The following is a 22,082-nucleotide window of genomic DNA, read 5'->3' on the forward strand; positions in this document are numbered from 1 at the left end:
CGGTGGCGGTTCAGACGTCGAGGTTGGCGACGTTGAGCGCGTTGTCCTGGATGAACTCGCGGCGAGGTTCGACGACTTCGCCCATCAGCTGAGTGAAGATCTCGTTCGCGCTCTCGGCGTTGACCGCGGTGACGCGGAGCATCGAGCGGACCGACGGGTCGAGCGTGGTTTCCCAGAGCTGTTCGGCGTTCATCTCGCCGAGCCCCTTGTAGCGCTGGATCGCGAGACCTTTCCGACCCGCGGTGAGGATCGCGTCGAGCAGGTGGCTCGGGCGCGAGACCTGCGTCGAGCCGCGTGCGGCGACAGCGGTGACCGAGCCGATCACGCCGGCACCGGCCTCCGCACCTTCCTCGGCCTCGGGTTCTTCGGCCTGCGAGGCCTTGCTGGCCGGGACGAGGTTCGACGTCTGCGCATAGCTCTCAGCATGTTCGCCCGACAGCGCGTGGAGCTTGCGCGCTTCGGCCGACACCAGGAAGCTGGCCTCGATGATGTGGTGATCGGTGACGCCGCGCCATGCGCGCTGGAAGTGGATGCCGCCGTCCTCGGTCAGCACCGCGGTCCAGCGGGCATCGCCGTCATCGAGTTCCAGACGACGGGTGACGATCTCCAGACGCGAGGTGCGGTCCTCGACCGACGCTTCCGGATCGAACACGCCGCCGAGCGCGAGTGCCTCGATCATCCCGGCGTCATAGCGCTTGGGGACGTAGCGCATCAGCGTCCGCATCCGGCGCGCGTGATCGACCAGATCCTTCAGGTCGCGCCCCGAACGGCCGCCGCCGGGACCGTCGAGCACCATCGTGTTGACGCCCGCATCGACCAGATATTCGTCGAGCGCCGCGTCGTCCTTGAGGTACACCTCGGACCGGCCCTTGGTCGCTTTGTAGAGCGGCGGCTGGGCGATGTAGAGGTACCCGCCCTCGATGATCTTGGGCATGTGGCGATAGAACAGCGTCAGCAGCAGCGTACGGATGTGCGCGCCGTCGACGTCTGCGTCGGTCATGATGACGATCTTGTGGTAGCGCAGCTTGTCCGCGTTGAAATCGTCGCGGATGCCGGTGCCCATCGCGGTGATGAGCGTGCCGATCTCGCGGCTCGACAGCATCCGGTCCTCGCGGGCGCGCTCGGTGTTCAGGATCTTGCCGCGCAACGGGAGGATCGCCTGGAAATGGCGATCACGGCCCTGCTTTGCCGAGCCGCCTGCCGAGTCACCCTCGACCAGGAACAACTCGGACTTGGCGGGATCGCGTTCCTGGCAGTCGGCCAGCTTGCCGGGCAGCGAGGCGATATCCATCACGCCCTTGCGACGCGTCAGTTCACGCGCACGCTTGGCAGCTTCGCGAGCGGCGGCGGCGTCGATGATCTTGGCGACGATCGCTTTTCCGTGCGCGGGGTTCTCTTCGAGCCACTCGGCCATCTTGTCTGCCATCAGGCTTTCCAGCGGCTGACGGACTTCGGACGAGACGAGCTTGTCCTTGGTCTGGCTGCTGAACTTCGGATCGGGCAGCTTGACCGAGACGATCGCGGTCAGGCCTTCGCGCATGTCCTCGCCGGTGAGCTGGACCTTTTCCTTCTTCAACAGCCCCGATTTCTCGGCGTAGTTGTTGAGCGTACGGGTCAGCGCGGCGCGGAATGCGGCCATGTGCGTGCCGCCGTCGCGCTGGGGTATGTTGTTCGTGAAGGCGAGGACGTTTTCGTAATACGAGTCGTTCCACTGGAGCGCGACGTCCATCGTGACGTCGTCGCGCGTGCCGCTGATCGCGACCGGCTCGGGCATCAACGGCAGCTTGGCGCGATCGAGATACTTCACGAACGCGGCGATCCCGCCCTCGTAATAGAGCTCGACGGTCTTCATCTCCTCGTGCCGCGCGTCGGAGAGGAACAGGCGGACGCCCGAGTTGAGGAACGCCAGTTCGCGATACCGGTGTTCGAGCTTGTCGAAGTCGAAATCGGTGATCTTGAAGGTGGCGGGCGACGGGAAGAAGGTGACGCGCGTGCCCTTCTGGCCTTCGGTGGCGGGGCCGACGACCTTCAACGGCGCGACCGCGTCGCCGAACGCGAAGCGCATGTAATGCTCCTCGCCGTTGCGCCAGATCGTCAGGTCGAGCCATTCGCTGAGCGCGTTGACAACCGAGACGCCGACGCCGTGCAGGCCGCCCGAGACCTTGTACGCGTTCTCGTCCGAGGTGTTCTCGAACTTACCGCCGGCGTGGAGCTGGGTCATGATGACCTCGGCTGCGGACACGCCTTCCTCGGTGTGGATGCCGGTCGGGATGCCGCGACCGTTGTCGGTGACGGAGACCGATCCGTCGGCGTTGAGGACGATGTCGATCCGGTCGCAATGCCCCGCCAGCGCCTCGTCGATCGCGTTGTCGCTGACCTCGAACACCATGTGGTGAAGGCCGGACCCGTCGTCGGTGTCGCCGATGTACATGCCAGGGCGTTTGCGGACCGCGTCGAGGCCCTTCAGGACCTTGATCGAGTCCGCGCCATAGTCGCCCATGTTCGGAAGGTTGGGATTGTTGGTTTCGGGGTTGGATGCCATGCCGAGTATATAGGCATCCGGAGGCCGAAACGGAAGCGAAATGGCCTGTGCCGTGGTGGGGTACGGGTAGAGCGAAGCGAACGTCAGACGTCGGCCCAGCGGCGCAGCAGGTTATGGTACACGCCAGTCAGCCGCACCGTTGCCGGATCGCCCTGCCCTTGCGTGGCCGCGACCGCCTGCACGCCCTGGTCGAGATCGAACAGGATGCGTCGTGCCCCGTCGTCGCGTACCATCGACTGCAGCCAGAAGAACGACGCGATGCGCACGCCGCGCGTGACTGGCGTCACCCGGTGCAAGCTAGAGGCGGGGTAGAGCACCATATGCCCGGCGGGCAACTTGACCGACTGCGGGCCGAACTGATCCTCGATCACCAGTTCGCCGCCGTCGTACGTTGCCGGATCATCGAGGAACAAGGTTGCCGACAAATCGCTGCGGATGCGAAAGTCGGTGCCGCGCTTCATCCGGATCGCGTTGTCGACGTGCAGCCCGAAATCCTGTCCGCCGGCGTAGCGGTTAAACAGCGGCGGAAACACCTTCAGCGGGAGTGCCGCGGCGACGAACAATGCCGACTGCGCGAGTGCGTCGAGAACCATCCCGCCAGCCTCGCGCGCGGCGGCCGAGTCCTCGGGCAGTTGCTCGTTCCGCTTGGCGAGCGCGCTTTGCGGCCCCGACGTGGCGTTGCCGTCGATCCACTCGGCAGCGTCGATGATGCTTCGTACCCGCGTCACGTCCGTCACATCGAGCACGTCCGGAATGACAATCAGCATGCTGCCCCCTCACGCAATGCCGCCACGCCAGACGTCCGGAACGCCGCGATATCGCTCGCTGCCAGCCACGCTTCGGCCTTGGCAAGGAACGCTGCGTTGCCCCGTGCGCCCGCCTGTTTCAGCCACGCCAACGCCATCTCGATCTCCCCCGCCCCGCCGAGCATCCGTGCGTGATTGAAGCAGCCACGGAAATCGCCGCCTTCGGCAGCACTTGCATAGCATGCCGCGGCACGCGTCAGATCGCGCTCGCAAGCCCAGCCGTCCTCCGCGAAGCTGCCGACGAAATTGATCGCCTTTGCACTGGCGAGCCCCGAGTCCATCGCCGCAACCTTCTCCAGCAACGCCAGCGCCGCCGGCTTGTCCTCGGCAACACCGTCGCCCAGCGCGAGTAGCGTCGCGTAGTTATACATTGCCCAGTCGAGCCCGCGCTCGCCTGCGATCCGGTAACATTCGGCCGCACGTGTCTTGTCGACCGCCGTGCCCCAGCCGAGATCGTAACAGCGCCCGACCATGTTGAGCGCCATCACGTGATGCTGCGCCGCCGCCTTCATGAACCAGCCGAGCGCCGCTTGTTGGTCCGCGGCAACAGCGGTGCCGTCAAGCAACATCTGCCCAAATACCGCCTGCGCCTCGGCAACGCCCGCGTCCGCCGCCTCGCGCACGAACGCCGCGCGCTCTTCCGGACTTCCGGAGAGGCGCGCGGCGATGGCGTCGGGCGTAAGCGTATCGATCGCCGTCATATCCTCAGAACCGCAGGTTCACTGTGCCGAAGATCGTCCGGCCCGCAGCGATCGCGGCGTAGTGGCTGGTGAAGGTCTGCGAGAAATAGGTCTTGTTGGTCACGTTCTGCGCGTTGACGCTGAGGTCGACATTGTCGGTCAGCTTGTAGCTCGCGCGCGCATCGAAGCGCCAGTAATCGGGGATGCTGCGCGTCAGCACCTTGGTCGCGGCGTTGACGGTGACCACGCCCGCAGCATTCTGCGTCGCGGTGCGGTTGTCGGCATAGCCACCGATCTGCTCGTCCATGTACAGCGCCGTGCCACCGATCTGCAGCCGCTTCGTCACGTTGACGTTGGTCGTCGCGGTGAAACTGTTCTTCGCAGTCTGCGGCACCTGCTTGCCGGTGTTGACCGAGACCACGCCGATCGTCCGCGCCGGCTGGAGACCGGGAAGCGCAGCGGCGGTCAGCGTCGTGAAGCCACCGTCGATGATCTTCGGATCGAGATGCGTGAAGCCACCGAACACAGTCCAGCCTGGCAAGATCGTCCCGCTAACGTTGAACTCGACGCCACGGATCCGCGTCTCGCCGATGAACGACGCGGTGTTATTGTCGTCGAGCACGCGCGCGTTGGCGATATCGGTCTGGAACACCGCCGCGCCGAGCCGGAGCTTCTCGCCGAACAGGCTCGCCTTCGCACCGATCTCGTACGACTTGGTCTTTTGCGGGCGCAGCAGGTTGAGCACGGCAGCGGTGATCGCATTGTCCTCGCGGCCTTCGCCGAGCAGGCTGTTGGGCGGCGTCGCGGCGGTTGCATAACTCGCATACAGGCTGGTCTCCGACGTCGGCTTGAACACGAGGCCTGCCTGCCAGTTGAACAAATTGTCGACGCGCTTGATCCGCGTCTGCTGGGCGCCGGGCAGGATGACGGTCGACTGGAACCGGTCGTAGCGTGCGCCGAGATTCAAGATCAGCGCCGGCATCAGCGTGATCGAATCGAACGCGTAGACCGCCTTGGTATTCGCGTCGTTCTGCGTCTCGGTCGAGGTCGCGCCCTTCACGATCGGCGTCGCAGTGGTCGACGTGTCGCTCGTGTAATTGACCCACGGCGCATACGGGTTCGGGTTGAACAGGCTCACGCAATAGGAACGCGCGATCGTGACCGTGTCGCAGCGCGGGCTGATCGTCGATCCGTTAGCCGACACGAACGTACCGCGTCGCGTCTTCTCCCACGAGATCTCGGTACCCAGCGAGAAGCTGTGCTCGATCCCCCCGGTATTGAACTTGCCGTACAGATCGGTCTGGTCGACGATGCTTTCGCTATAGCCGTAGCGCGTGTTGCCACGCGTCCAGACATAGCCGCCGCCCGTCACCTTCGTACCGCCGGTAATCGGATTGACCCCACTCGTTGCGGTCGCGGTCGTGCCATAGACATTACCTTGGCTGTCGTCGGGCAGCGTGAAGATATAGCTCTGGTCGCTGTGCGTGTAGCGTGCGGTATTGCGCAGCGTGATGCCGCCGAAATCATGCTCGACGCGGATCGTCGCCTGGTTGGTTGTCGCATCGCGGAAGTCGCGCGCCGCCAGGCCGTAGAAGTTCTTCCGCGAGACGTAGCCGGTCTGGCCGCTGGCGGTCGTCACAGTGCCGAGTGCAGGCTGGGTCGTGACGTTGCCGGTGCCCGGATGGTTGGCGATCGTGTAGAGATACGGAATGCCGCTGTCGGGCAATTCGCTGCTCTCCATATGATAGAAACTGGCGGTCAGCCGGGTCGGCGTGCCGAGCCCGATCGCGAACGACGGCGCGATGCCCCAGCGCTTCGACCAGATCGCATCGCGGCCGGCGACGTCCTGATCGTGCCACATCCCCTCGATCCGAAACGCGGCGGTATCGGAGACCTTGAGGTTCACGTCGCCGGTGATGCGCTTGTAGTCTGCCTCGCCATAGCTGGCGCCGAGCGATCCGAAATTATCGAGCTGCGGCAGTCGCGACAGAATGTTGATCGTACCGCCCGCCGAGCCGCGCCCCCCCAGCGTCGAATCCGAGCCGCGGACAATCTGGACCGAGTCGACCGCAAACACTTCGCGCGTCTGCGCGGCGAGATCGCGGACTCCGTCGACATAGATGCTGCCTTGGCTGTCAAAGCCGCGGATGAAGGGGCGGTCGCCGATCGGATTGCCGCCCTCGGCCGCACCGAACGTGATGCCCGGCACAATGCGCAGCGCATCGGCGAGGCTGTTCGATCCGGTCTGCTCGATCACTTCCTTCGGCAGCACGATCACCGAACGCGGCGTGTTGACCAGCGGCGCGACCTGCTTGGGGCCTTCTTCATGCAGGCGCTGCCCATTGACGAGGATCTCCTCGCGCTGCTGCGCATCGGTCACCGGCGCGGCGGACTTGTCGGCATCCGCGGCATAGGCCGGCGCGGTCGCGAACGCGCCGACGCACGACAAAGCGAGAAAGGCCGGCACGGTGGACGAACGCGGCAAAGATGCGCGCGGCGAAGGTAGCGACATAGACAAACCCCTTTGTTCTTGAGGGGCTCGCTATTGAGAGTCGTTCGCACTGTCAACGCTAATGCGAGTAATTCTCAACCTGGATTATCGAACAGCCATGTTCTCAACGCGCTAGCAAGGTTTGGTGGATCGTCCGCAACGATGCGGATCGCGTCTATTTCGGCGACGAGTGCGGACAACGGCAGGGAAAGCCGCACAGCAACGGCCTCGAGCGCCTGCCAGAAGACGGGCTCGAGGCTGATCGAAGTCTGATGGCCGGCAATCGTGATCGAGCGCTTGACCGGTCCGTGGAATCCGCCAGCTGGCGCTTCGATCACAGGCCGCTCATTCCGTATCGAACAGCGAGGCCAGCTGTTCGATGATCGTGCCGCCAAGCTGCTCGACGTCCATGATCGTCACGGCACGCGCGTAATAGCGGGTGACGTCGTGGCCAATGCCGATCGCGACCAGCTCGACCGGCGACTTGCTCTCGATCCAGCCGATCACCTGGCGCAGATGACGCTCCAGATACGAGCCCGAGTTCACGCTGAGCGTCGAATCGTCGACCGGCGCGCCGTCGCTGATCACCATCAGGATGCGGCGCTCCTCGGGCCGCGCGACCAGCCGCGCATGCGCCCACATCAGCGCCTCGCCGTCGATATTCTCCTTCAGCAACCCCTCGCGCATCATCAGGCCGAGCGAGTTACGCGCGCGCCGCCACGGCTCGTCGGCACGCTTGTAGACGATGTGGCGGATGTCGTTCAGCCGGCCCGGCTGCGGTGGACGCCCGGCGGCAAGCCAGGTCTCGCGGCTCTGCCCGCCCTTCCAGGCGCGCGTCGTAAAGCCGAGGATCTCGGTCTTCACGCCGCACCGCTCCAGCGTGCGGGCGAGGATGTCCGCGCTGATCGCCGCGATCGAGATCGGACGGCCGCGCATCGATCCCGAATTGTCGATCAACAGCGTCACGACGGTGTCGCGGAAATCCGTCTCGCGCTCAGACTTGTAGCTGAGCGACAACGTCGGGTTGACGATCACGCGCGCGAGCCGTGCCGCGTCGAGGATGCCCTCCTCCTGGTCGAAATCCCACGACCGTGACTGCTGCGCCATCAGGCGCCGTTGGAGTCGGTTAGCGAGCTTCGACACGGTCGATTGCAGGTGCACGAGCTGCTGGTCGAGATAGCCGCGGAGCCGCGCGAGTTCGTCGGCGTCGCACAACTCGGTGGCGGCGATGACCTCGTCGAACTGCGTCGTCCACGGTTTGTAGTCGAACGCGCCGCCCATGTCCGCGAAGGGACGGTTCGGGCGGACCGGCTGCATGCCTTCCTCGCCATCATCTCCAGGCTCGCCGTCGATGTCGTCCATCGACTCGTCGCTTTGCTCTTGGCCGTCGCTTTCCTCGTTCTGCTGCTCGGACTGTTCGCCCCGCGCCTCGACTTCGCCCTGACCGTCCTCGCCCTGGTCGTCGCCTTCGTCGCCCTCGTCCTGCTGCTGCTCGTCGGTGCCCTCGTCCTCGGAGCCGCCCTCGTCGCTCTCCTCAGGGACCTGATCGCCTTCGACCAGTTCCAGCTCCTGCAGCATTTTCCGCGCAAGGCCCTGGAACGCCTTCTGGTCGTCGAGCGCATAGGCCAGCGCGTCGAGGTCGGTCTTGCTCTCGATCCATCCGCGGACCAGCGCGAGACCGGGCGCGGCAATCGCGGGCGATTCCTGCCCGGTCAGCCGCTCGCGGACCATCAAACCGAGCGCGGTCGACAACGGGACTTCGTCACGATTGCGCGCGCGCGTAATCGGATCGGCCCGCAACCGCACGTCAAGCGCGCGTTCGAGGTTCTCGGTAATCCCCGCATAGCCGCGCGACCCGAGCGCCTCGACTCGTGCAGTCTCGACGGAGTCAAATACTGCGCGCGCCACCGCGTCGACCGGCGCCGCACGATTATGCAGCGCGATGTCGTGGTGCTTCAACCGCAGCGCGAAACCGTCGGCAAAACCCCGCGCTTCGGCCACCTGCTCCAACGGCAAGGCCCGCGCAGGCATCGGCACCTTGATGTGCTTGCCGCTCTGCGTCGGCGCATCTGCGGTGAACGCGAGTTCAACCTCCGGCTCCTCCGAAATCGCGCGCGCGGTGCCGGCAAGAACCGCCTTGAAGCGATCGAGAGGGGTTTCGTTGGCCAAAGGCTCAGGCCTTACCCACCACGCTCTCGGGGAGGTCCTTGCCGAACACGCGCTGGTAATATTCGGCTACCAGCGGCCGCTCCGCCTCGTCGCACTTGTTGAGGAAGCTCAACCGGAACGCGAAGCCGACGTCGCCGAAGATGAGCGCGTTCTGCGCCCAGGTGATCACCGTACGCGGGCTCATTACGGTCGAGATGTCGCCGTTAACGAAGCCCTTGCGGGTCATGTCCGCCACCCGCACCATGTTCTCGACGACCTTCTTGCCGTCGGGCTTGTCGTATTCGCCCGACTTGGCGAGCACGATCTGCGCCTCGACCTTGGCTGGCAGATAGTTCAGCGTCACGACGATGTTCCAGCGGTCCATCTGGCCCTGGTTGATCTGCTGCGTGCCGTGATACAGCCCGCTCGTATCGCCAAGGCCGACCGTGTTGGCGGTCGCGAACAGGCGGAACCACGGGTTCGGGCGGATCACGCGGTTCTGGTCGAGCAAGGTCAGCTTGCCCTCGGTCTCCAGCACGCGCTGGATCACGAACATCACGTCCGGGCGGCCGGCGTCGTATTCGTCGAACACCAGCGCGGTCGGGGTTTGCAACGCCCAGGGGAGCAGGCCTTCGCGGAACTCGGTGATCTGCTGGCCGTCTTTCAGCACGATCGCATCGCGGCCGATCAGGTCGATGCGACTGATGTGCGCATCGAGGTTGATGCGGATGCACGGCCATTTCAGGCGCGCCGCGACCTGCTCGATATGCGTCGACTTGCCGGTGCCGTGATAGCCCTGGACCATCACGCGACGGTTATGCGCAAACCCCGCCAGCACGGCGAGCGTCGTGTCGGCATCGAAGACGTAGGCCGGATCGAGATCGGGCACGCGCTCGTCGGCTTCGGAAAAGGCCGGCACTTCCATGTCGGAATCGATCCCGAACATCTCGCGCACTTTCACCATGCGGTCGGGTGCGTCGAGGATCGTGGTCTCGCGGCTATCTGGCTGGGTATTCGGGATATCGGTCATGTTGGCCTCGTGTTCCCGGTAGCTCTAGGCCAAGCGCGGGCAGTTACTCAACCGCCGCTGTACGATTGGTCGGGCGATTGACCGGAAGAGTTAGACGAACCGCTCGCCAGCCGTGCGGTTCCGACCGGCGCGTCGTGAAATATCGATCAGAGTAAGTATGGATCACATTCCCGCTTCGTCAGGCAAACGCCGTGGCACCTTTCAGATGCTGGTAGGCCGCGATAACCTTCTGCAATTCCGCTTCGTGCGCCCGGTCGCCGCCGTTGCGATCGGGGTGATAGCGGCGGACGAGTTCGCTGTAGCGTTTGCGGAGCGCCGTCCGGTCGGTGTCCGTGCCGAGCCCGAGGACGCGCAACGAGCGCCGTTCGCCGTCGGACAGCACGCGGCCATCCTTACGCGCCGCCGCCATCCGCTCGCCGAAGCGCGCGCCGATCGCATCGATCGGATCGGCGAAGTCCGCCCATTCCGGCGGGGTGTCGCCGCCACCATGCGCGAACGCCCGCGTCTCGCGTTCCCAGCCCGCCATCGGTCGCTGCGCATAATGAATCTCGTCCGCGGTCATGCCGTCGAAGAAATTATAGCCGGAGTTGAACGCGCGCACATGCTCCAGGCAGAACCAACGGAACTGCGGCGGGCCGCCGTCGCTCGGCCCTTCGAGCGGGGGTGCGCGAAATTCGCCGGGCTCCTCGCAGTCGCGCCACATGCAGACGCGACCCGTCCCTTCCACGCGGCCGTGAAACCGTTGGCTGGGGCGTTCCTTGCGCTCTTTTCGATCGTCGTCCGCCACCGGCTCCCCGCGCTTCCAAAACGGGCTATATAGGGAGCATGACAGACCTCGCCACCGGCTCCGTACAGGACCAGATCACCGCCCGCCTCACCACCGCGCTCAGCCCCACCCAGCTGACCGTCGTCAACGAGAGCGGGCTTCACGCCGGCCACATGGGCGACGACGGCACCGGCGAGACGCATTTCCGGGTCGAGGTGGAAACCGCGAAGTTCGAAGGCCTTAATCGCGTCGCGCGCCAGCGGCTCGTGAACCAGGCGCTCGCCGAACTGTTGAGCACGAAGATTCACGCGCTCGCCATCAAGGCCCGCGCGCCTGGAGAGAGATGATGGCGTACAAGCTCTGGTACTGGCCCTCGATCCAGGGGCGCGGCGAGTTCGTCCGGCTTGCGCTGGAAGGCGCCGAGATCGAATACGAAGATTGCGCGCGCAAGGTCGGCGAGGATGGGCTGATGGCCGATCTCAACGACCGCACCGGTCGGACGCCGTTCGCGCCGCCCTATCTGGAGCTCGACGGTCTGGTGATCGCGCAGGTCGCCAATATCCTGATGTATCTCGGTGAGCGCCACGGCCTCGCGCCGTCGAACATGGCGGACCGGCTCTGGCTCAACCAGCTCCAGCTGACGATCGCCGACCTCGTTGCGGAGGTTCACAACGTCCACCATCCGGTCGCGATGATGGACTATTACGAGGACCAGAAGCCCGAGGCCGCGCGTGCGGCGAAGCAGTTCCGCGAGGCGCGGATGCCGAAGTATCTCGGTCATTTCGAGGATGCGGCGCAGGCCAATACCGGCGACTGGCTGATCGACCACAAATGGACCTACGCCGATACGTCGCTGTTCCAGATCGTCGAGGGGCTGCGGTACATGTTCCCCAAGCGGATGAAGACGCTCGAGCCCGACTACCCGAACCTCGTCCGCATCCACAATCAGGTCGCCGAACTGCCGGGGATCAAGGCGTATCTGAAAAGCGACCGGCGCCTCGCCTTCAACACCGACGGCATCTTCCGCGCCTATCCCGAGCTCGACGCCGCATGAGTCACCTTCGATCCTCCCCCGCCGGGGGGAGGTGGATCGCGCAGCGAGACGGAGGGGGCGGTAAGCGATGACCGCTGCTCCGTCTCCGCCCCCTCCGTCGCCTTCGGCGACACCTCCCCCTGGCGGGGGAGGATCGAAGCGCACCCCACGCCCGGCCGCGCGCATCCTGCTCGTCGACGGCCAAAACCGCGTCCTGATGTTCCGCTTCACCCCCACCGACCGCCCGCCACTCTGGTGCACGCCGGGCGGCGCGGTCGATCCGGGCGAGAGCTACGCCGCCGCCGCACGTCGCGAACTCTGGGAAGAAGTCGGCCTCGACATTGATTGCGGTCCCGAAGTCGCGCGCCGCGTCGTCGACTTCCTGACCTTCGAAGGCGTCGAGGTCACCGCCGACGAACGCTATTTCCGGATCGACGTCGACACCTGCGATGTGAAGGCCGGCAATCTCACCGAACAGGAGAAGCAACTGCTCGTCGGTCACCGCTGGTTTTCCCGAAACGACATCGCGGGCTTCCACGAAACGCTCTATCCAGCAGACCTGGTCGAACTCCTCGACGCCACGGAACCTGCCAAGGGATAACGCCATGCTCGATGATTTTGTCCTCCAGACTATCCTGCCGTCGACGCACGATCTCGGCGGGTTCAAGGTCCACCGCACGCTACCGAACAAGGAGCGGACGATGGTCGGCCCGTTCCTGTTCTTCGACCAGATGGGCCCGGCGCATCTCGACGTGGGGCAAGGCATCGACGTGCGGCCGCATCCGCACATCAACCTGTCGACCGTCACCTATCTGTTCGACGGCGCGATCGATCACCGCGATTCGCTCGGTACGCAGGCGCGGATCGAGCCCGGCGCGGTCAATCTGATGACCGCGGGCCACGGCATCGTCCATTCCGAACGCTCGCCCGGCGACGAGCGCGCCGAAGGGCCTAACCTGTCGGGCATCCAGACCTGGCTGGCGATGCCCGAGGCGGTCGAGGAGATCGACCCGGCGTTCGAGCACGTCACCAAGGCGCAGCTGCCGACGATCGAGGCGCACGGCGCACGCTCGCGGATCATCATGGGGAGCCTGTGGGGCCAGACCGCGCCGACCACGACCTATTCGGGTACGATCTACGCCGACATCGCGCTCGATCCTGGCGCAAGCGTGCCGATCGACGCCGCGGCCGAGGAGCGCGCTATCTATCTCGCGATGGGCGAAGCGACGCTGGAAGGCGTGCCCCTCGAACCGCAAGTCCTCTACGTCCTCCGCCCCGGCATCTCGGCGACGCTACGGTCCGCACACGGCGGCCGCGCGATGCTCTGCGGCGGCGACGCCTTCACGACGCCACGCCACGTCTGGTGGAACTTCGTCAGCTCGAACCGGGATCGTATCGAACAGGCGAAGCGGGACTGGAACGCAGGCAACTTCCCCAAAGTGCCCGGCGACGAGAAGGAGTGGATCGAGATCCCTGCGATCCCGAAGACGGTCAGCTATCCGTAATTCCCGCCCTCCCGCAAGCGGGAGGGGAGAACGCACCTTCTGCTCCCCTCCCGCTTGCGGGAGGGGTTGGGGGAGGGCATGTTCCAAGGGCAGCGCGACGGGCAGGCCCTCCCCTGACCCCTCCCGCGAGCGGGAGGGGAATCATGACACTGCAACGCATTCCACTATCCACGGACGTCGAACTCGACGTCGCGATCACCGGCGACCCGGCGAACCCGCCCGTGATCCTGCTCCACGGCTTCCCCGAATCGCACCGTACGTGGCGCGACATCGCCCCGGACCTCGCCCGCGACCATTACGTGATCGCGCCCGACCAACGCGGCTTCGCCCGCTCCTCCAAGCCCGAGGGCGTCGAGAGCTACACCCCCGACAAGATCGTCGCCGACCTGATCGCGCTCGCGGATCACCTCGACATCGACCGCTTCGCGCTGGTCGGTCACGACTGGGGCGGCGCGGTCGCATGGATGGCGGCGCTGCGCCACGCCGAGCGTATCGCGAAGCTCGTCATCATCAATGCGCCGCATCCGCTCGTCTTTCAGCGCACCATGTTCGACGACCGCGAACAGCGCGCCGCCAGCCAGTATATCCGCGCCTTCCGCAATCCCGATCTCGAGAAGCATATCGAGACGATCGGGCTCGAAACCTTCTTCGACACGAGTTTCGCAAAGCACGCCGACCTTGCCGCAATGGCCGACGACAAGGCCGCCTATCTCGACGAATGGGGCCAGCCCGGCGCGATCACCGGCATGCTCAACTGGTACCGCGCGAGCGCGATCGTCGTCCCCGCAATGGACGAGACCCCGCCTCGCCCCGTGTTTCTCGACGCACCGTTTCCACCCACGAAGATGCCGGTACTGGTAATCTGGGGCATGCAGGATAGCGCGCTGTTGCCGAGCCAGCTTAATCTCTCCGGCTATGTTCCCGACCTCACGATCGAGAAGATCGACGCAGGCCATTTCGTACCGTGGCAGAAACCCGACGCGGTGATCGCCGCGATGCGCCGCTGGAGAATCTAATTCGACCGTCGCTCAGCGCCGTACGTACCCTTTGCCTAGGACAGCCCCCCGGCGAAGGCCGGGGCCCAATTGGGGGACGGTCGTAACTCATGGCGGCGCTACGTCACTACAACCTTTCCGATTGGACCCCGGCCTTCGCCGGGGGGGCTTGTCTGGGAGTACAACGGCACACGATCTTGCCTGCCCACCTGTCTGTTTCCTGACCACCGCATTCGGAAAGCGTTCAGCGGCCGGGGAGCAAAACCGCCGTCATGCCGTTGATCCGGCGTCGAACACAGGAGAGCAGTCATGCGTAAGATGATCCTTGCGGCCGTTGCCGCCGCCACACTCGTCCCCACCTTCGCCACTGCGCAGAGCTATGGCGAAGTCCGTCGCGACCAGCGCGAAGTCCGCGAGAGCCGCCGTGATCTTCAGAACGCGCGCCGCTACGGGGACCGCGGCGATATCCGCGATGCCCGTCGCGAACTGCGTGAGGATCGCCAGGAGCGCCGCGAGGACTGGCGCGATTACCGTCGGACGCACGGCAACGTCTATCGCCGCCCCGCCTATGTTGGCCCGCGCGGTTATCGCTATCGTCCGGTGAGCGTCGGCTACCGGTTCGCGCCGAACTATTATGGGCGCCAATACTGGATCAACGACTATCAGACCTATCGCCTGTCGCGCCCGGCCTACGGGTATCAGCGCTGGGTCCGTTACGGCCGCGACGTAGTCCTGGTCGACACGCGCAACGGCCGCGTTGCGCAGGTCAACAACGGCTTCTTCTATTAAGTTCTATTAAGATTAGTCGGCCCGGGATCGCTCCCGGGCCGCACGCGTATCTGACGCCTTCAGTCCTTCTCGTAGGCGCCACGTCGCATGACGTAGTCCCGCGTCTCGTACGGCGCCGAGAGCCCCTCGACCCAGGCACCATGCGCATGCGTCAGCGCGACCAGTTCCATCGCCCGATCGCCCGGCCAACCGCGGACACGAACTTCGTGGCGGTGAAGGTCGCGGTTGGGCTCCATCATCACCCAGCCGAGAGGCTTCTCGACCGTCGCCCGCGCGCCGGCCGCGTCCATCGCCACCCGGATCCGCTCGCGGGAGGTCGCCGGCAAATACTGCCACACCACCGAATGCATTAGCACGCGCGTGACCCCCTCGGGCTGCGGCTTGGTCAATTGCGCCTCGACCCAGTCGGCCGCATCACCTTCGACAAGGTCGACGCCACCTTCGCGCACCATACCAATCGCCGCCGCCAGCCGCACCTGTCGCTCGACCGCATCGACCCAGACATACGCCTCGAGCCGCGCCGCCGCGACCGGATCGGCGACGTCGACCGGCTGGATATCGACGCCACGTGTCGACTCGATCTCGACCGGAGCGCTTGGCGGCGGCGCGCCACGCCATTCGGGGCGGATCGTCACAAGCGATGCCAATGGCCCGACATTCACGCCGCCAAGGTTAAACCGATAGCGATCGATCAGCAGGTTGAGTCCCGCGCTCGATCCGATCTCCAGCACCTCGAACCGCGGCCCGTACCGCTCGGCGAGGTGCAATATGCCGGTCATCATTCCGGCGGACCGCGCCGCCTCGTTGGTCTGTGGCGGCCCGTCGAGCCAGGGCAGCAACGCGGCATCGTGCGCGACGAGCGTTGCTTTCAAAATGGTCGTCACGCGCATCGGGTCGGTCTCCGCGCCGGAGAATACGGCTGAAAGCGCCGGATCGAGGCCCGCGCGATGGAGCGCATGCAGCCCGCCGACCAGGCGCAGCGCCAGCGCATCGGCAACCGGTTCGCCCGGCCAGTCGAGCGCTCGCCGCCCCGTCTCGCTATCCCGATCGAGCGCGACCGCCAGCGCGGTGCAAACCCGCGCCGTGATCGGCGCGTCCATCGCGGCGCAATAGCCTGCCTGGATCTCGAACGCCGCGCGGTTTGCCGTTTCGTTTGCCATGCGCAGTTGTTGCACCCGCCAAGCCCCCCCCGTAAAGCCCGGCGCGTGCCAGACTCCCAGATCATCATCGCCGTCCCCAAGGGACGCATCCTCGCCGAAGCCTTGCCGCTGCTCGCCCGCGCCGGGGTGCATCCGGAAGCGTCGTTCTCCGACGAGAACAGCCGGGCGCTGCGGTTCGCGACCAACGATCCGGCGATCTCGCTGATCCGGGTGCGCGCGTTCGACGTCGCCACTTTCGTTGCGCACGGGGCTGCGCAACTCGGCATCGTCGGGTCGGACGTGATCGCCGAGTTCGGCTATTCGGAGCTTTACGCGCCGGTCGACCTCGGCATCGGCCATTGCCGCCTGTCGGTCGCCGAGCCCGCCGAGATGGCCGCGCAGGACGATCCACGCGGCTGGAGCCATGTTCGCGTCGCGACCAAATATCCCCACGTGACGGCCGCTCACTTCGCGGCCCGCGGCGTTCAGGCGGAGTGCGTGAAGCTCAACGGCGCGATGGAATTGGCACCTACGCTCGGCCTCGCCCCCCGCATCGTCGACCTCGTATCGTCAGGCCGCACGCTGCTGGAGAACGGCCTCGTCGAAGTCGAGACGATCATGGAAGTCACCAGCCGTCTGGTGGTCAACCGTGCCGCAATGAAGACGCGCAGCCGGGTCGTGCCCTTGGTAGAGGCCTTCCGTCGCGCGGTCGAAGCGCAGGAGATCGCAGCATGAGCGCCCTCTCCTGCTCCCCTTCCCGCAAGCGGGAAGGGGCTGGGGGTTGGGCTCGCGCTTCCCTCCAGCGTAACGCCCGTGGTGAGCGCGTGCCCACCCCCAACCCCTCCCGCATGTGGGAGGGAGGCAAGTGATCCGCCTTTCCACATCCGATGCAGACTTCGCGACCCGCTTCACCGCGCTCGTCGAAGACCGTCGCGAGTCCGATGCGGGCGTCACGCAGGACGTCGCCACAATCATCGCCTCGGTCCGTCGCGACGGCGAAACCGCGCTCCGCGACCTCACGCAGAAGCACGACCGCCACGACCTCGAAACCACCGGCTGGCAGATCGACGCCGCCGACTGCAAGGCCGCGTTCGATGCGCTCGATTCCGAGTTGCGCACGGCGCTCGAACTCGCCGCGACCCGCATCCGTGCGTACCATGAGAAACAGCGCCCGCTCGACAGCGACTCGGTCGACTCGGCGGGTGTGAGGCTCGGCGCACGCTGGTTGCCGGTCGATGCCGCAGGGATTTACGTTCCGGGGGGACGGGCCGCGTATCCCTCGTCGCTGTTGATGAACGCGATCCCCGCCAAGGTCGCTGGTGTCGGCCATCTGGCGATGGTCACACCGACTCCGGACGGCCAGATCAACCCACTGGTCCTCGCCGCAGCACACCTCGCCGGAGTAGACGAAGTCTGGCGCGTCGGCGGCGCGCAGGCGGTCGCAGCGCTCGCCTACGGCGCGGGCCGGATCGAGCCGGTCGACGTCATCACCGGCCCCGGCAACGCCTGGGTCGCCGAAGCCAAGCGCCAGGTCTACGGCGTCGTCGGCATCGACATGGTCGCGGGTCCCTCGGAAATCGTCGTCGTGGCGGACGCGCTGAACGACCCCGAATGGACCGCCGCCGACCTGCTCAGCCAAGCCGAGCACGACGTGACCACGCAGTCGATCCTGTTCACCGACGACTCGGCGTTTGCCGACAAGGTGGCCGACGCGGTGGACCGTCAGTTGCGCGAACTCGCCACCGAAGCCGTCGCGCGCGTCGCTTGGGACACCAACGGCGCGATCGTTGTCGTCGACACGCTGGCGGACGCGATCCCGTTGGTCGATCGCCTCGCCGCCGAGCATCTCCAGCTGGCGATTCCCGACCCGCAGGGCTTCTTCGACCGCATCCGCCACGCCGGCTCGGTGTTCCTCGGCCGCTACACACCCGAGGCGATCGGCGATTACGTCGCCGGCCCGAACCATGTCCTCCCCACCGGCCGCCGTGCGCGGTTTGCGTCGGGGCTGTCCGTGCTCGACTTCATGAAGCGCACCAGCTTCCTGGCGTTGGACGAAGCTGCGCTGCGCGAACTCGGGCCAGCCACGGTCGCGCTCGCCAACGCCGAGGGGCTACCTGCGCACGCAAAGTCGGTGGCCTTGCGGCTACGGCTTAACAGTTAGATTTGTTCGCGCGGAGGCGCGGAGGCGCGGAGACGCGGAGACGCGGAGGTGTCGACCTTGCCGCGTAGCGGCCCTTCAATCACTAGCGGATGAGGAGATCGAAGCGGCTGCGCCGCACGCAACATCTCCGCGCCTCCGCGCCTCCGCGTGAACAAACCTTCTTGCCGTTCCGTTCGAAACGCAAAGGGCTGACACACAGGCCCCCCGCGCCTACAGGCAACCGCTTATGACTCGAACCGCCCCCCGCACCAAGGCGCGTGCCGCCGCTCGCCTCGCCGCCGTTCAGGCGACTTACCAGCACGAGATGGAGGGCACTGCGATGCCCGTCCTGCTCAACGAATTCCACCAGCACCGGCTCGGTGCGACGATCGAAGACGTCGAATATGCCGAGGCCGACGTCGATTTCTTCGATGACCTGGTGACCGGAGCCAACGCGCGCGCCGGCGAGATCGACGTGCTGATCGAGGGCAAGCTCGCCAAGGGCTGGACGCTGGCGCGGCTCGACAAGCCGATGAAGGCGATCATCCGCGTCGGCACCTACGAACTGCTGGCGCGGAAGGACGTGCCGGTTGCCGCGGTGATCAGCGAATATGTCGATGTGGCGCATGCGTTCTACGACAAGCGCGAGTCGGGGTTCGTAAACGGGCTGCTCGACGGTATCGCGAGAGACGTGCGGGCCTGACGGACTCCCTCTCCCTCCGGGAGAGGGTCGGGGTGAGGGGCTGCCAAGCAGTGCGGCGCCTGGAACAGCCCCTCACCCCAGCCCTCTCCCCGAAGGGGAGAGGGCGCAGTTGGTGACCCTCTCCCCGGAGGGGAGAGGGAGCAGAGAGTGACCGAAGCCGAGTTTATTGCTGCTCTCCGCCAGCTCCCGCTGCATCTGGCGGCTCGAGGGCTGAACGACGATACGGCGCTGCTCGACGCAGGCCCGCTCGTCGTCACCACCGACACGCTGGTCGAAGGCGTGCACTTCCTCCCGACCGATCCCGCGCAGGACGTCGCGTGGAAGCTGGTCGCGACCAACCTCTCCGATTTGGCCGCCAAGGGCGCCAATCCCGAAGGCGTCCTTCTCAACTACCCACTCGGCGACGACTCATGGGACCGAGCGTTTCTCGAAGGGCTCGCCGACGTCCTTACCACCTTCGACACGAAGATCATCGGCGGCGACACCGTGACGCTTCCCCCGAACGCCCCCCGCGTCCTGACCGTCACCGCGTTCGGCAGCGATGCCGCCGCGCCCGCCCGTAGCGGTGCACGCGAAGGCGACGCGCTCTACGTCACCGGCACGATCGGCGACGCGGGCGCGGGACTGGCGATCGCACTCGGTGCACACGGCCCAGCCGAACTGCTCGCCGCATACCGGCGCCCGCAACCGCGACTCGCCGACGGCCGCATCCTTGCCCCGCACGTCCACGCGATGATGGACGTCTCCGACGGGCTGCTCATCGACGCATCCCGCATGGCACTAGCCAGCAACCTTGCCATCAGCATCGACCTCGCGCGCATCCCCGTATCTGACGCCTATCGCACCTTCTCCGGCGCTCGGCTCGCTGCCGCGACCGCAGGAGACGACTACCAACTCCTTTTTGCTGCACCGCAAGATTTTGTCACCGACGCCACTTTAATCGGAGCGTTCTCGACCGGCTCCGGCCTCACCCTTCACGACTCCGGCACACCCGTTCCGCTCCCAGCAAGTCTAGGCTACGAGCACCGCCCCCGAGGATAACTTGCGCAATACCCCCGCACTGATAGGTTCGCCGCATCGGGACTCGGCAAAGCCGGGACCGGAGAGGACCTGACAAGAGGGATAGTGCCGTATGACGACCGTCTATTTGGCCATGATCTGCGGCGTCATCGCCGTCCTATATGGTTTCGTCACCAGTCGACAGGTGCTCGCCGCCTCCCCCGGCAACGCCAAGATGCAGGACATCGCCGCCGCCATCCAGGAAGGCGCCAAGGCCTATCTAGGGCGGCAATACACCACGATCGCGATCGTCGGCGTCATCGTCGCGGCGATCCTGCTGTTCACGCTCGGGCGTATCTCGACGATCGGCTTCGTCATCGGCGCGGTCCTGTCGGGCGTTGCCGGCTATGTGGGCATGAACATCTCGGTTCGCGCCAACGTCCGCACCGCGGAGGCCGCGCGCACGTCGCTGCAGGCCGGCCTGACGCTGGCGTTCCGATCAGGCGCGGTTACCGGCATGCTCGTGGCGGGTCTCGGCCTGCTCGCGATCAGCGCGTTCTTCTGGTACCTCACCGGTCCCGCAGGCCACGCGCCCAACGACCGGATCATCGTCGAGGCGCTTACCGCACTCGCGTTCGGCGCCTCGCTGATCTCGATCTTCGCGCGGCTCGGCGGCGGCATCTTCACTAAGGCGGCGGACGTCGGCGCGGATCTGGTCGGCAAGGTCGAGGCGGGTATCCCCGAGGACGATCCCCGCAACCCCGCGGTCATCGCGGACAATGTCGGCGACAACGTCGGCGACTGCGCCGGGATGGCCGCCGATCTGTTCGAGACCTACGTCGTCACCTTGGGCGTCACGATGATCTCGATCGCGCTGCTGATCCAGGCGAGCGGCGCCGAGTTGATGCGGCTGATGACCCTCCCGCTGCTTGTCGGCGGGGTGTGCATCGTCACCTCGATTATCGGCACGTACATGGTCCGGCTCGGTGGCGGCAGCATCATGGGCGCGCTGTACAAGGGGTTCTTCACCTCGACGATCCTGTCGATCCCGGCGATCTATCTCGCCACGCAGTACGTGCTCGGCGACCTCCACCGCGTGATCGGCGGCGCAGGCTTCCTCGATCCTGCCACCGACGACCTCACAACGCAGGCGGCGCCGTCGCTGACGCAGAGCTTTACCGGCATGGACCTGTTCTGGTCGATGATGATCGGGCTCGTCGTGACCGGGCTGATCGTGTGGATCACCGAATATTACACCGGCACCAACCACCGCCCGGTCCAGTCGATCGCCAGGGCGTCCGAAACCGGCCACGGCACCAACGTCATCCAAGGCCTGGCGATCAGCCTCGAGTCGACCGCGCTGCCCACGCTGGTGATCGTCGTCGCGGTGATCGTCGCGTACCAGCTGGCGGGGATCATCGGCATCGCCTTCGCCGCCACCGCGATGCTCGCCCAGGCCGGCATGGTGGTTGCGCTCGACGCCTACGGACCCGTCACGGATAACGCGGGCGGGATCGCCGAAATGGCGGGCCTGCCCGACGATGTTCGCCAACGGACCGATGCACTCGACGCGGTCGGCAACACCACCAAGGCTGTCACCAAGGGCTATGCGATCGGCTCGGCAGGGCTTGCCGCACTCGTGCTGTTCGGCGCGTATACCACCGATCTCGCGACCTATTTCCCTGACGTCACGGTCGATTTCAGCCTCAGCAACCCGTACGTCATCGTCGGGCTCTTGTTGGGCGCATTGCTCCCCTATCTGTTCGGCGCATTCGGCATGACCGCGGTGGGTCGCGCGGCCGGCGCCGTCGTAGAGGAAGTCCGCGAGCAGTTCCGCAACAACCCCGGCATCATGCTGGGCACCAGCCGCCCCGACTACGCACGGACGGTCGACCTCGTGACGAAGGCGGCGATCCGCGAAATGATCGTACCCTCGCTGCTGCCGGTGCTATCGCCGCTCGCCGTGTACTTCATCATCACGGCGGTCGCGGGCCAGGCCGCCGGCTTCGCCTCGCTCGGCGCGATGCTGCTGGGCGTGATCGTCTCCGGGCTGTTCGTCGCGATCTCGATGACAAGCGGCGGCGGCGCATGGGACAACGCCAAGAAATACATCGAGGACGGCAACCACGGCGGCAAAGGCTCCGAAGCGCACAAGGCGGCGATCACCGGCGACACGGTCGGCGACCCGTACAAGGACACCGCAGGCCCCGCCGTGAATCCGATGATCAAGATCACCAACATCGTCGCGCTGCTGCTTCTCGCGGCGCTAACCGGCGGCGGGGTGGGCTGATGGGCAAGGGATCGCCGAGCGGAAAA

At 65.9% G+C, this 22,082-nt stretch carries 20 protein-coding genes; 11 read left to right on the forward strand and 9 right to left on the reverse strand.

Going from position 1 to position 22,082, the window contains the following annotated elements:
• Positions 1-10: 10 nt before the first annotated feature.
• The 8 genes from gyrB to O6W96_RS14505 form a co-directional block, all read right to left on the reverse strand.
• The gene (gyrB, locus tag O6W96_RS14470; RefSeq protein WP_353470223.1) at positions 11-2,542 is read right to left on the reverse strand and encodes a DNA topoisomerase (ATP-hydrolyzing) subunit B; all 2,532 of its coding nucleotides are present in this window, start codon (positions 2,540-2,542) and stop codon (positions 11-13) included.
• Between the two features lie 83 nt (positions 2,543-2,625).
• Entirely contained in the window at positions 2,626-3,309 is a 684-nt protein-coding gene (locus tag O6W96_RS14475) for a Fe2+-dependent dioxygenase (RefSeq protein WP_353470224.1), read from the reverse strand.
• Complete coding sequence (locus O6W96_RS14480) at positions 3,303-4,049, reverse strand: tetratricopeptide repeat protein (protein WP_353470225.1); 747 nt, start codon at positions 4,047-4,049, stop codon at positions 3,303-3,305. Before O6W96_RS14480 ends, O6W96_RS14475 begins: the two co-directional genes overlap by 7 nt.
• A 4-nt stretch (positions 4,050-4,053) precedes the next feature.
• Positions 4,054-6,540, reverse strand: a complete 2,487-nt coding sequence (locus tag O6W96_RS14485; RefSeq protein ID WP_353470226.1) for a TonB-dependent receptor — start codon at positions 6,538-6,540, stop codon at positions 4,054-4,056.
• Positions 6,541-6,614: 74 nt separating this feature from the next.
• Positions 6,615-6,857: a ribbon-helix-helix domain-containing protein gene (locus tag O6W96_RS14490; protein WP_353470227.1), complete on the reverse strand. Its 243-nt coding sequence runs from the start codon at positions 6,855-6,857 to the stop codon at positions 6,615-6,617.
• A gap of 7 nt (positions 6,858-6,864) precedes the next feature.
• On the reverse strand, positions 6,865-8,688 hold the full coding sequence (cobT, locus tag O6W96_RS14495) for a cobaltochelatase subunit CobT (protein ID WP_353470228.1): 1,824 nt from the start codon (positions 8,686-8,688) through the stop codon (positions 6,865-6,867).
• 4 nt (positions 8,689-8,692) lie between these two features.
• Positions 8,693-9,697, reverse strand: coding sequence for a cobaltochelatase subunit CobS (cobS, locus tag O6W96_RS14500; protein ID WP_055874633.1), 1,005 nt, complete (start codon positions 9,695-9,697; stop codon positions 8,693-8,695).
• A 178-nt stretch (positions 9,698-9,875) separates the two neighbouring features.
• Positions 9,876-10,400 carry a J domain-containing protein gene (locus tag O6W96_RS14505; RefSeq protein ID WP_353470229.1) on the reverse strand — a complete coding sequence of 175 codons (525 nt, stop codon included), beginning with the start codon at positions 10,398-10,400 and terminating at the stop codon, positions 9,876-9,878.
• A gap of 122 nt (positions 10,401-10,522) precedes the next feature.
• Between O6W96_RS14505 and O6W96_RS14510 the strand changes: the two genes are divergently transcribed.
• From O6W96_RS14510 to O6W96_RS14535, 6 genes are all read left to right on the forward strand, one after another.
• The gene (locus O6W96_RS14510; RefSeq protein ID WP_353470230.1) at positions 10,523-10,810 is read left to right on the forward strand and encodes a BolA family protein; all 288 of its coding nucleotides are present in this window, start codon (positions 10,523-10,525) and stop codon (positions 10,808-10,810) included.
• Positions 10,810-11,517 (forward strand): glutathione S-transferase, encoded by a 708-nt coding sequence (locus O6W96_RS14515; protein ID WP_353470231.1) that lies wholly within the window; start codon positions 10,810-10,812, stop codon positions 11,515-11,517. The genes O6W96_RS14510 and O6W96_RS14515 overlap by 1 nt, the downstream gene beginning before the upstream one ends.
• A gap of 67 nt (positions 11,518-11,584) precedes the next feature.
• A complete protein-coding gene (locus tag O6W96_RS14520) occupies positions 11,585-12,097 on the forward strand; it encodes an NUDIX hydrolase (protein ID WP_435372224.1) in 513 nt (170 codons plus the stop codon).
• A 4-nt stretch (positions 12,098-12,101) separates the two neighbouring features.
• Positions 12,102-13,001 carry a pirin family protein gene (locus O6W96_RS14525; RefSeq protein WP_353470232.1) on the forward strand — a complete coding sequence of 300 codons (900 nt, stop codon included), beginning with the start codon at positions 12,102-12,104 and terminating at the stop codon, positions 12,999-13,001.
• A gap of 143 nt (positions 13,002-13,144) precedes the next feature.
• On the forward strand, positions 13,145-14,017 hold the full coding sequence (locus O6W96_RS14530; protein WP_353470233.1) for an alpha/beta fold hydrolase: 873 nt from the start codon (positions 13,145-13,147) through the stop codon (positions 14,015-14,017).
• A 288-nt stretch (positions 14,018-14,305) separates the two neighbouring features.
• Complete coding sequence (locus O6W96_RS14535; protein WP_353470234.1) at positions 14,306-14,785, forward strand: RcnB family protein; 480 nt, start codon at positions 14,306-14,308, stop codon at positions 14,783-14,785.
• A 59-nt stretch (positions 14,786-14,844) separates the two neighbouring features.
• Here the strand turns inward: O6W96_RS14535 and O6W96_RS14540 are convergent, their stop codons facing one another.
• On the reverse strand, positions 14,845-15,945 hold the full coding sequence (locus tag O6W96_RS14540; protein ID WP_353470235.1) for a DUF2332 domain-containing protein: 1,101 nt from the start codon (positions 15,943-15,945) through the stop codon (positions 14,845-14,847).
• A 45-nt stretch (positions 15,946-15,990) separates the two neighbouring features.
• Here O6W96_RS14540 and hisG point away from each other — a divergent pair, with 45 nt between their 5' ends.
• The 5 genes from hisG to O6W96_RS14565 all read left to right on the forward strand — a co-directional run bounded on the left by hisG (position 15,991) and on the right by O6W96_RS14565 (position 22,056).
• On the forward strand, positions 15,991-16,659 hold the full coding sequence (gene hisG / locus O6W96_RS14545) for an ATP phosphoribosyltransferase (RefSeq protein WP_353470236.1): 669 nt from the start codon (positions 15,991-15,993) through the stop codon (positions 16,657-16,659).
• Positions 16,660-16,789: 130 nt separating this feature from the next.
• On the forward strand, positions 16,790-18,085 hold the full coding sequence (gene hisD, locus O6W96_RS14550; protein WP_353470237.1) for a histidinol dehydrogenase: 1,296 nt from the start codon (positions 16,790-16,792) through the stop codon (positions 18,083-18,085).
• Between the two features lie 226 nt (positions 18,086-18,311).
• On the forward strand, positions 18,312-18,767 hold the full coding sequence (nusB, locus tag O6W96_RS14555; RefSeq protein ID WP_353470238.1) for a transcription antitermination factor NusB: 456 nt from the start codon (positions 18,312-18,314) through the stop codon (positions 18,765-18,767).
• 147 nt (positions 18,768-18,914) lie between these two features.
• On the forward strand, positions 18,915-19,808 hold the full coding sequence (gene thiL, locus O6W96_RS14560; protein ID WP_353470239.1) for a thiamine-phosphate kinase: 894 nt from the start codon (positions 18,915-18,917) through the stop codon (positions 19,806-19,808).
• Between the two features lie 91 nt (positions 19,809-19,899).
• Positions 19,900-22,056, forward strand: coding sequence for a sodium-translocating pyrophosphatase (locus O6W96_RS14565; RefSeq protein WP_353470240.1), 2,157 nt, complete (start codon positions 19,900-19,902; stop codon positions 22,054-22,056).
• Positions 22,057-22,082 lie beyond the last annotated feature (26 nt).

Origin of the sequence: Sphingomonas faeni (assembly GCF_040407495.1) — a bacterium.
GTDB classification, from domain to species: Bacteria; Pseudomonadota; Alphaproteobacteria; order Sphingomonadales; family Sphingomonadaceae; genus Sphingomonas; species Sphingomonas faeni_D.

Bases quoted from the DNA above. Each gene is read 5' to 3' on its own strand.
- gyrB (WP_353470223.1), bottom strand. From the start codon at position 2,542: ATGGCATCCAACCCCGAAACCAACAATCCCAACCTTCCGAACATGGGC.
- O6W96_RS14475 (WP_353470224.1), bottom strand. From the start codon at position 3,309: ATGCTGATTGTCATTCCGGACGTGCTCGATGTGACGGACGTGACGCGG.
- O6W96_RS14480 (WP_353470225.1), bottom strand. From the start codon at position 4,049: ATGACGGCGATCGATACGCTTACGCCCGACGCCATCGCCGCGCGCCTC.
- O6W96_RS14485 (WP_353470226.1), bottom strand. From the start codon at position 6,540: ATGTCGCTACCTTCGCCGCGCGCATCTTTGCCGCGTTCGTCCACCGTG.
- cobS (WP_055874633.1), bottom strand. From the start codon at position 9,697: ATGACCGATATCCCGAATACCCAGCCAGATAGCCGCGAGACCACGATC.
- O6W96_RS14505 (WP_353470229.1), bottom strand. From the start codon at position 10,400: ATGTGGCGCGACTGCGAGGAGCCCGGCGAATTTCGCGCACCCCCGCTC.
- O6W96_RS14510 (WP_353470230.1), top strand. From the start codon at position 10,523: ATGACAGACCTCGCCACCGGCTCCGTACAGGACCAGATCACCGCCCGC.
- O6W96_RS14515 (WP_353470231.1), top strand. From the start codon at position 10,810: ATGGCGTACAAGCTCTGGTACTGGCCCTCGATCCAGGGGCGCGGCGAG.
- O6W96_RS14520 (WP_435372224.1), top strand. From the start codon at position 11,585: ATGACCGCTGCTCCGTCTCCGCCCCCTCCGTCGCCTTCGGCGACACCT.
- O6W96_RS14525 (WP_353470232.1), top strand. From the start codon at position 12,102: ATGCTCGATGATTTTGTCCTCCAGACTATCCTGCCGTCGACGCACGAT.
- O6W96_RS14530 (WP_353470233.1), top strand. From the start codon at position 13,145: ATGACACTGCAACGCATTCCACTATCCACGGACGTCGAACTCGACGTC.
- O6W96_RS14535 (WP_353470234.1), top strand. From the start codon at position 14,306: ATGCGTAAGATGATCCTTGCGGCCGTTGCCGCCGCCACACTCGTCCCC.
- O6W96_RS14540 (WP_353470235.1), bottom strand. From the start codon at position 15,945: ATGGCAAACGAAACGGCAAACCGCGCGGCGTTCGAGATCCAGGCAGGC.
- nusB (WP_353470238.1), top strand. From the start codon at position 18,312: ATGACTCGAACCGCCCCCCGCACCAAGGCGCGTGCCGCCGCTCGCCTC.
- O6W96_RS14565 (WP_353470240.1), top strand. From the start codon at position 19,900: ATGACGACCGTCTATTTGGCCATGATCTGCGGCGTCATCGCCGTCCTA.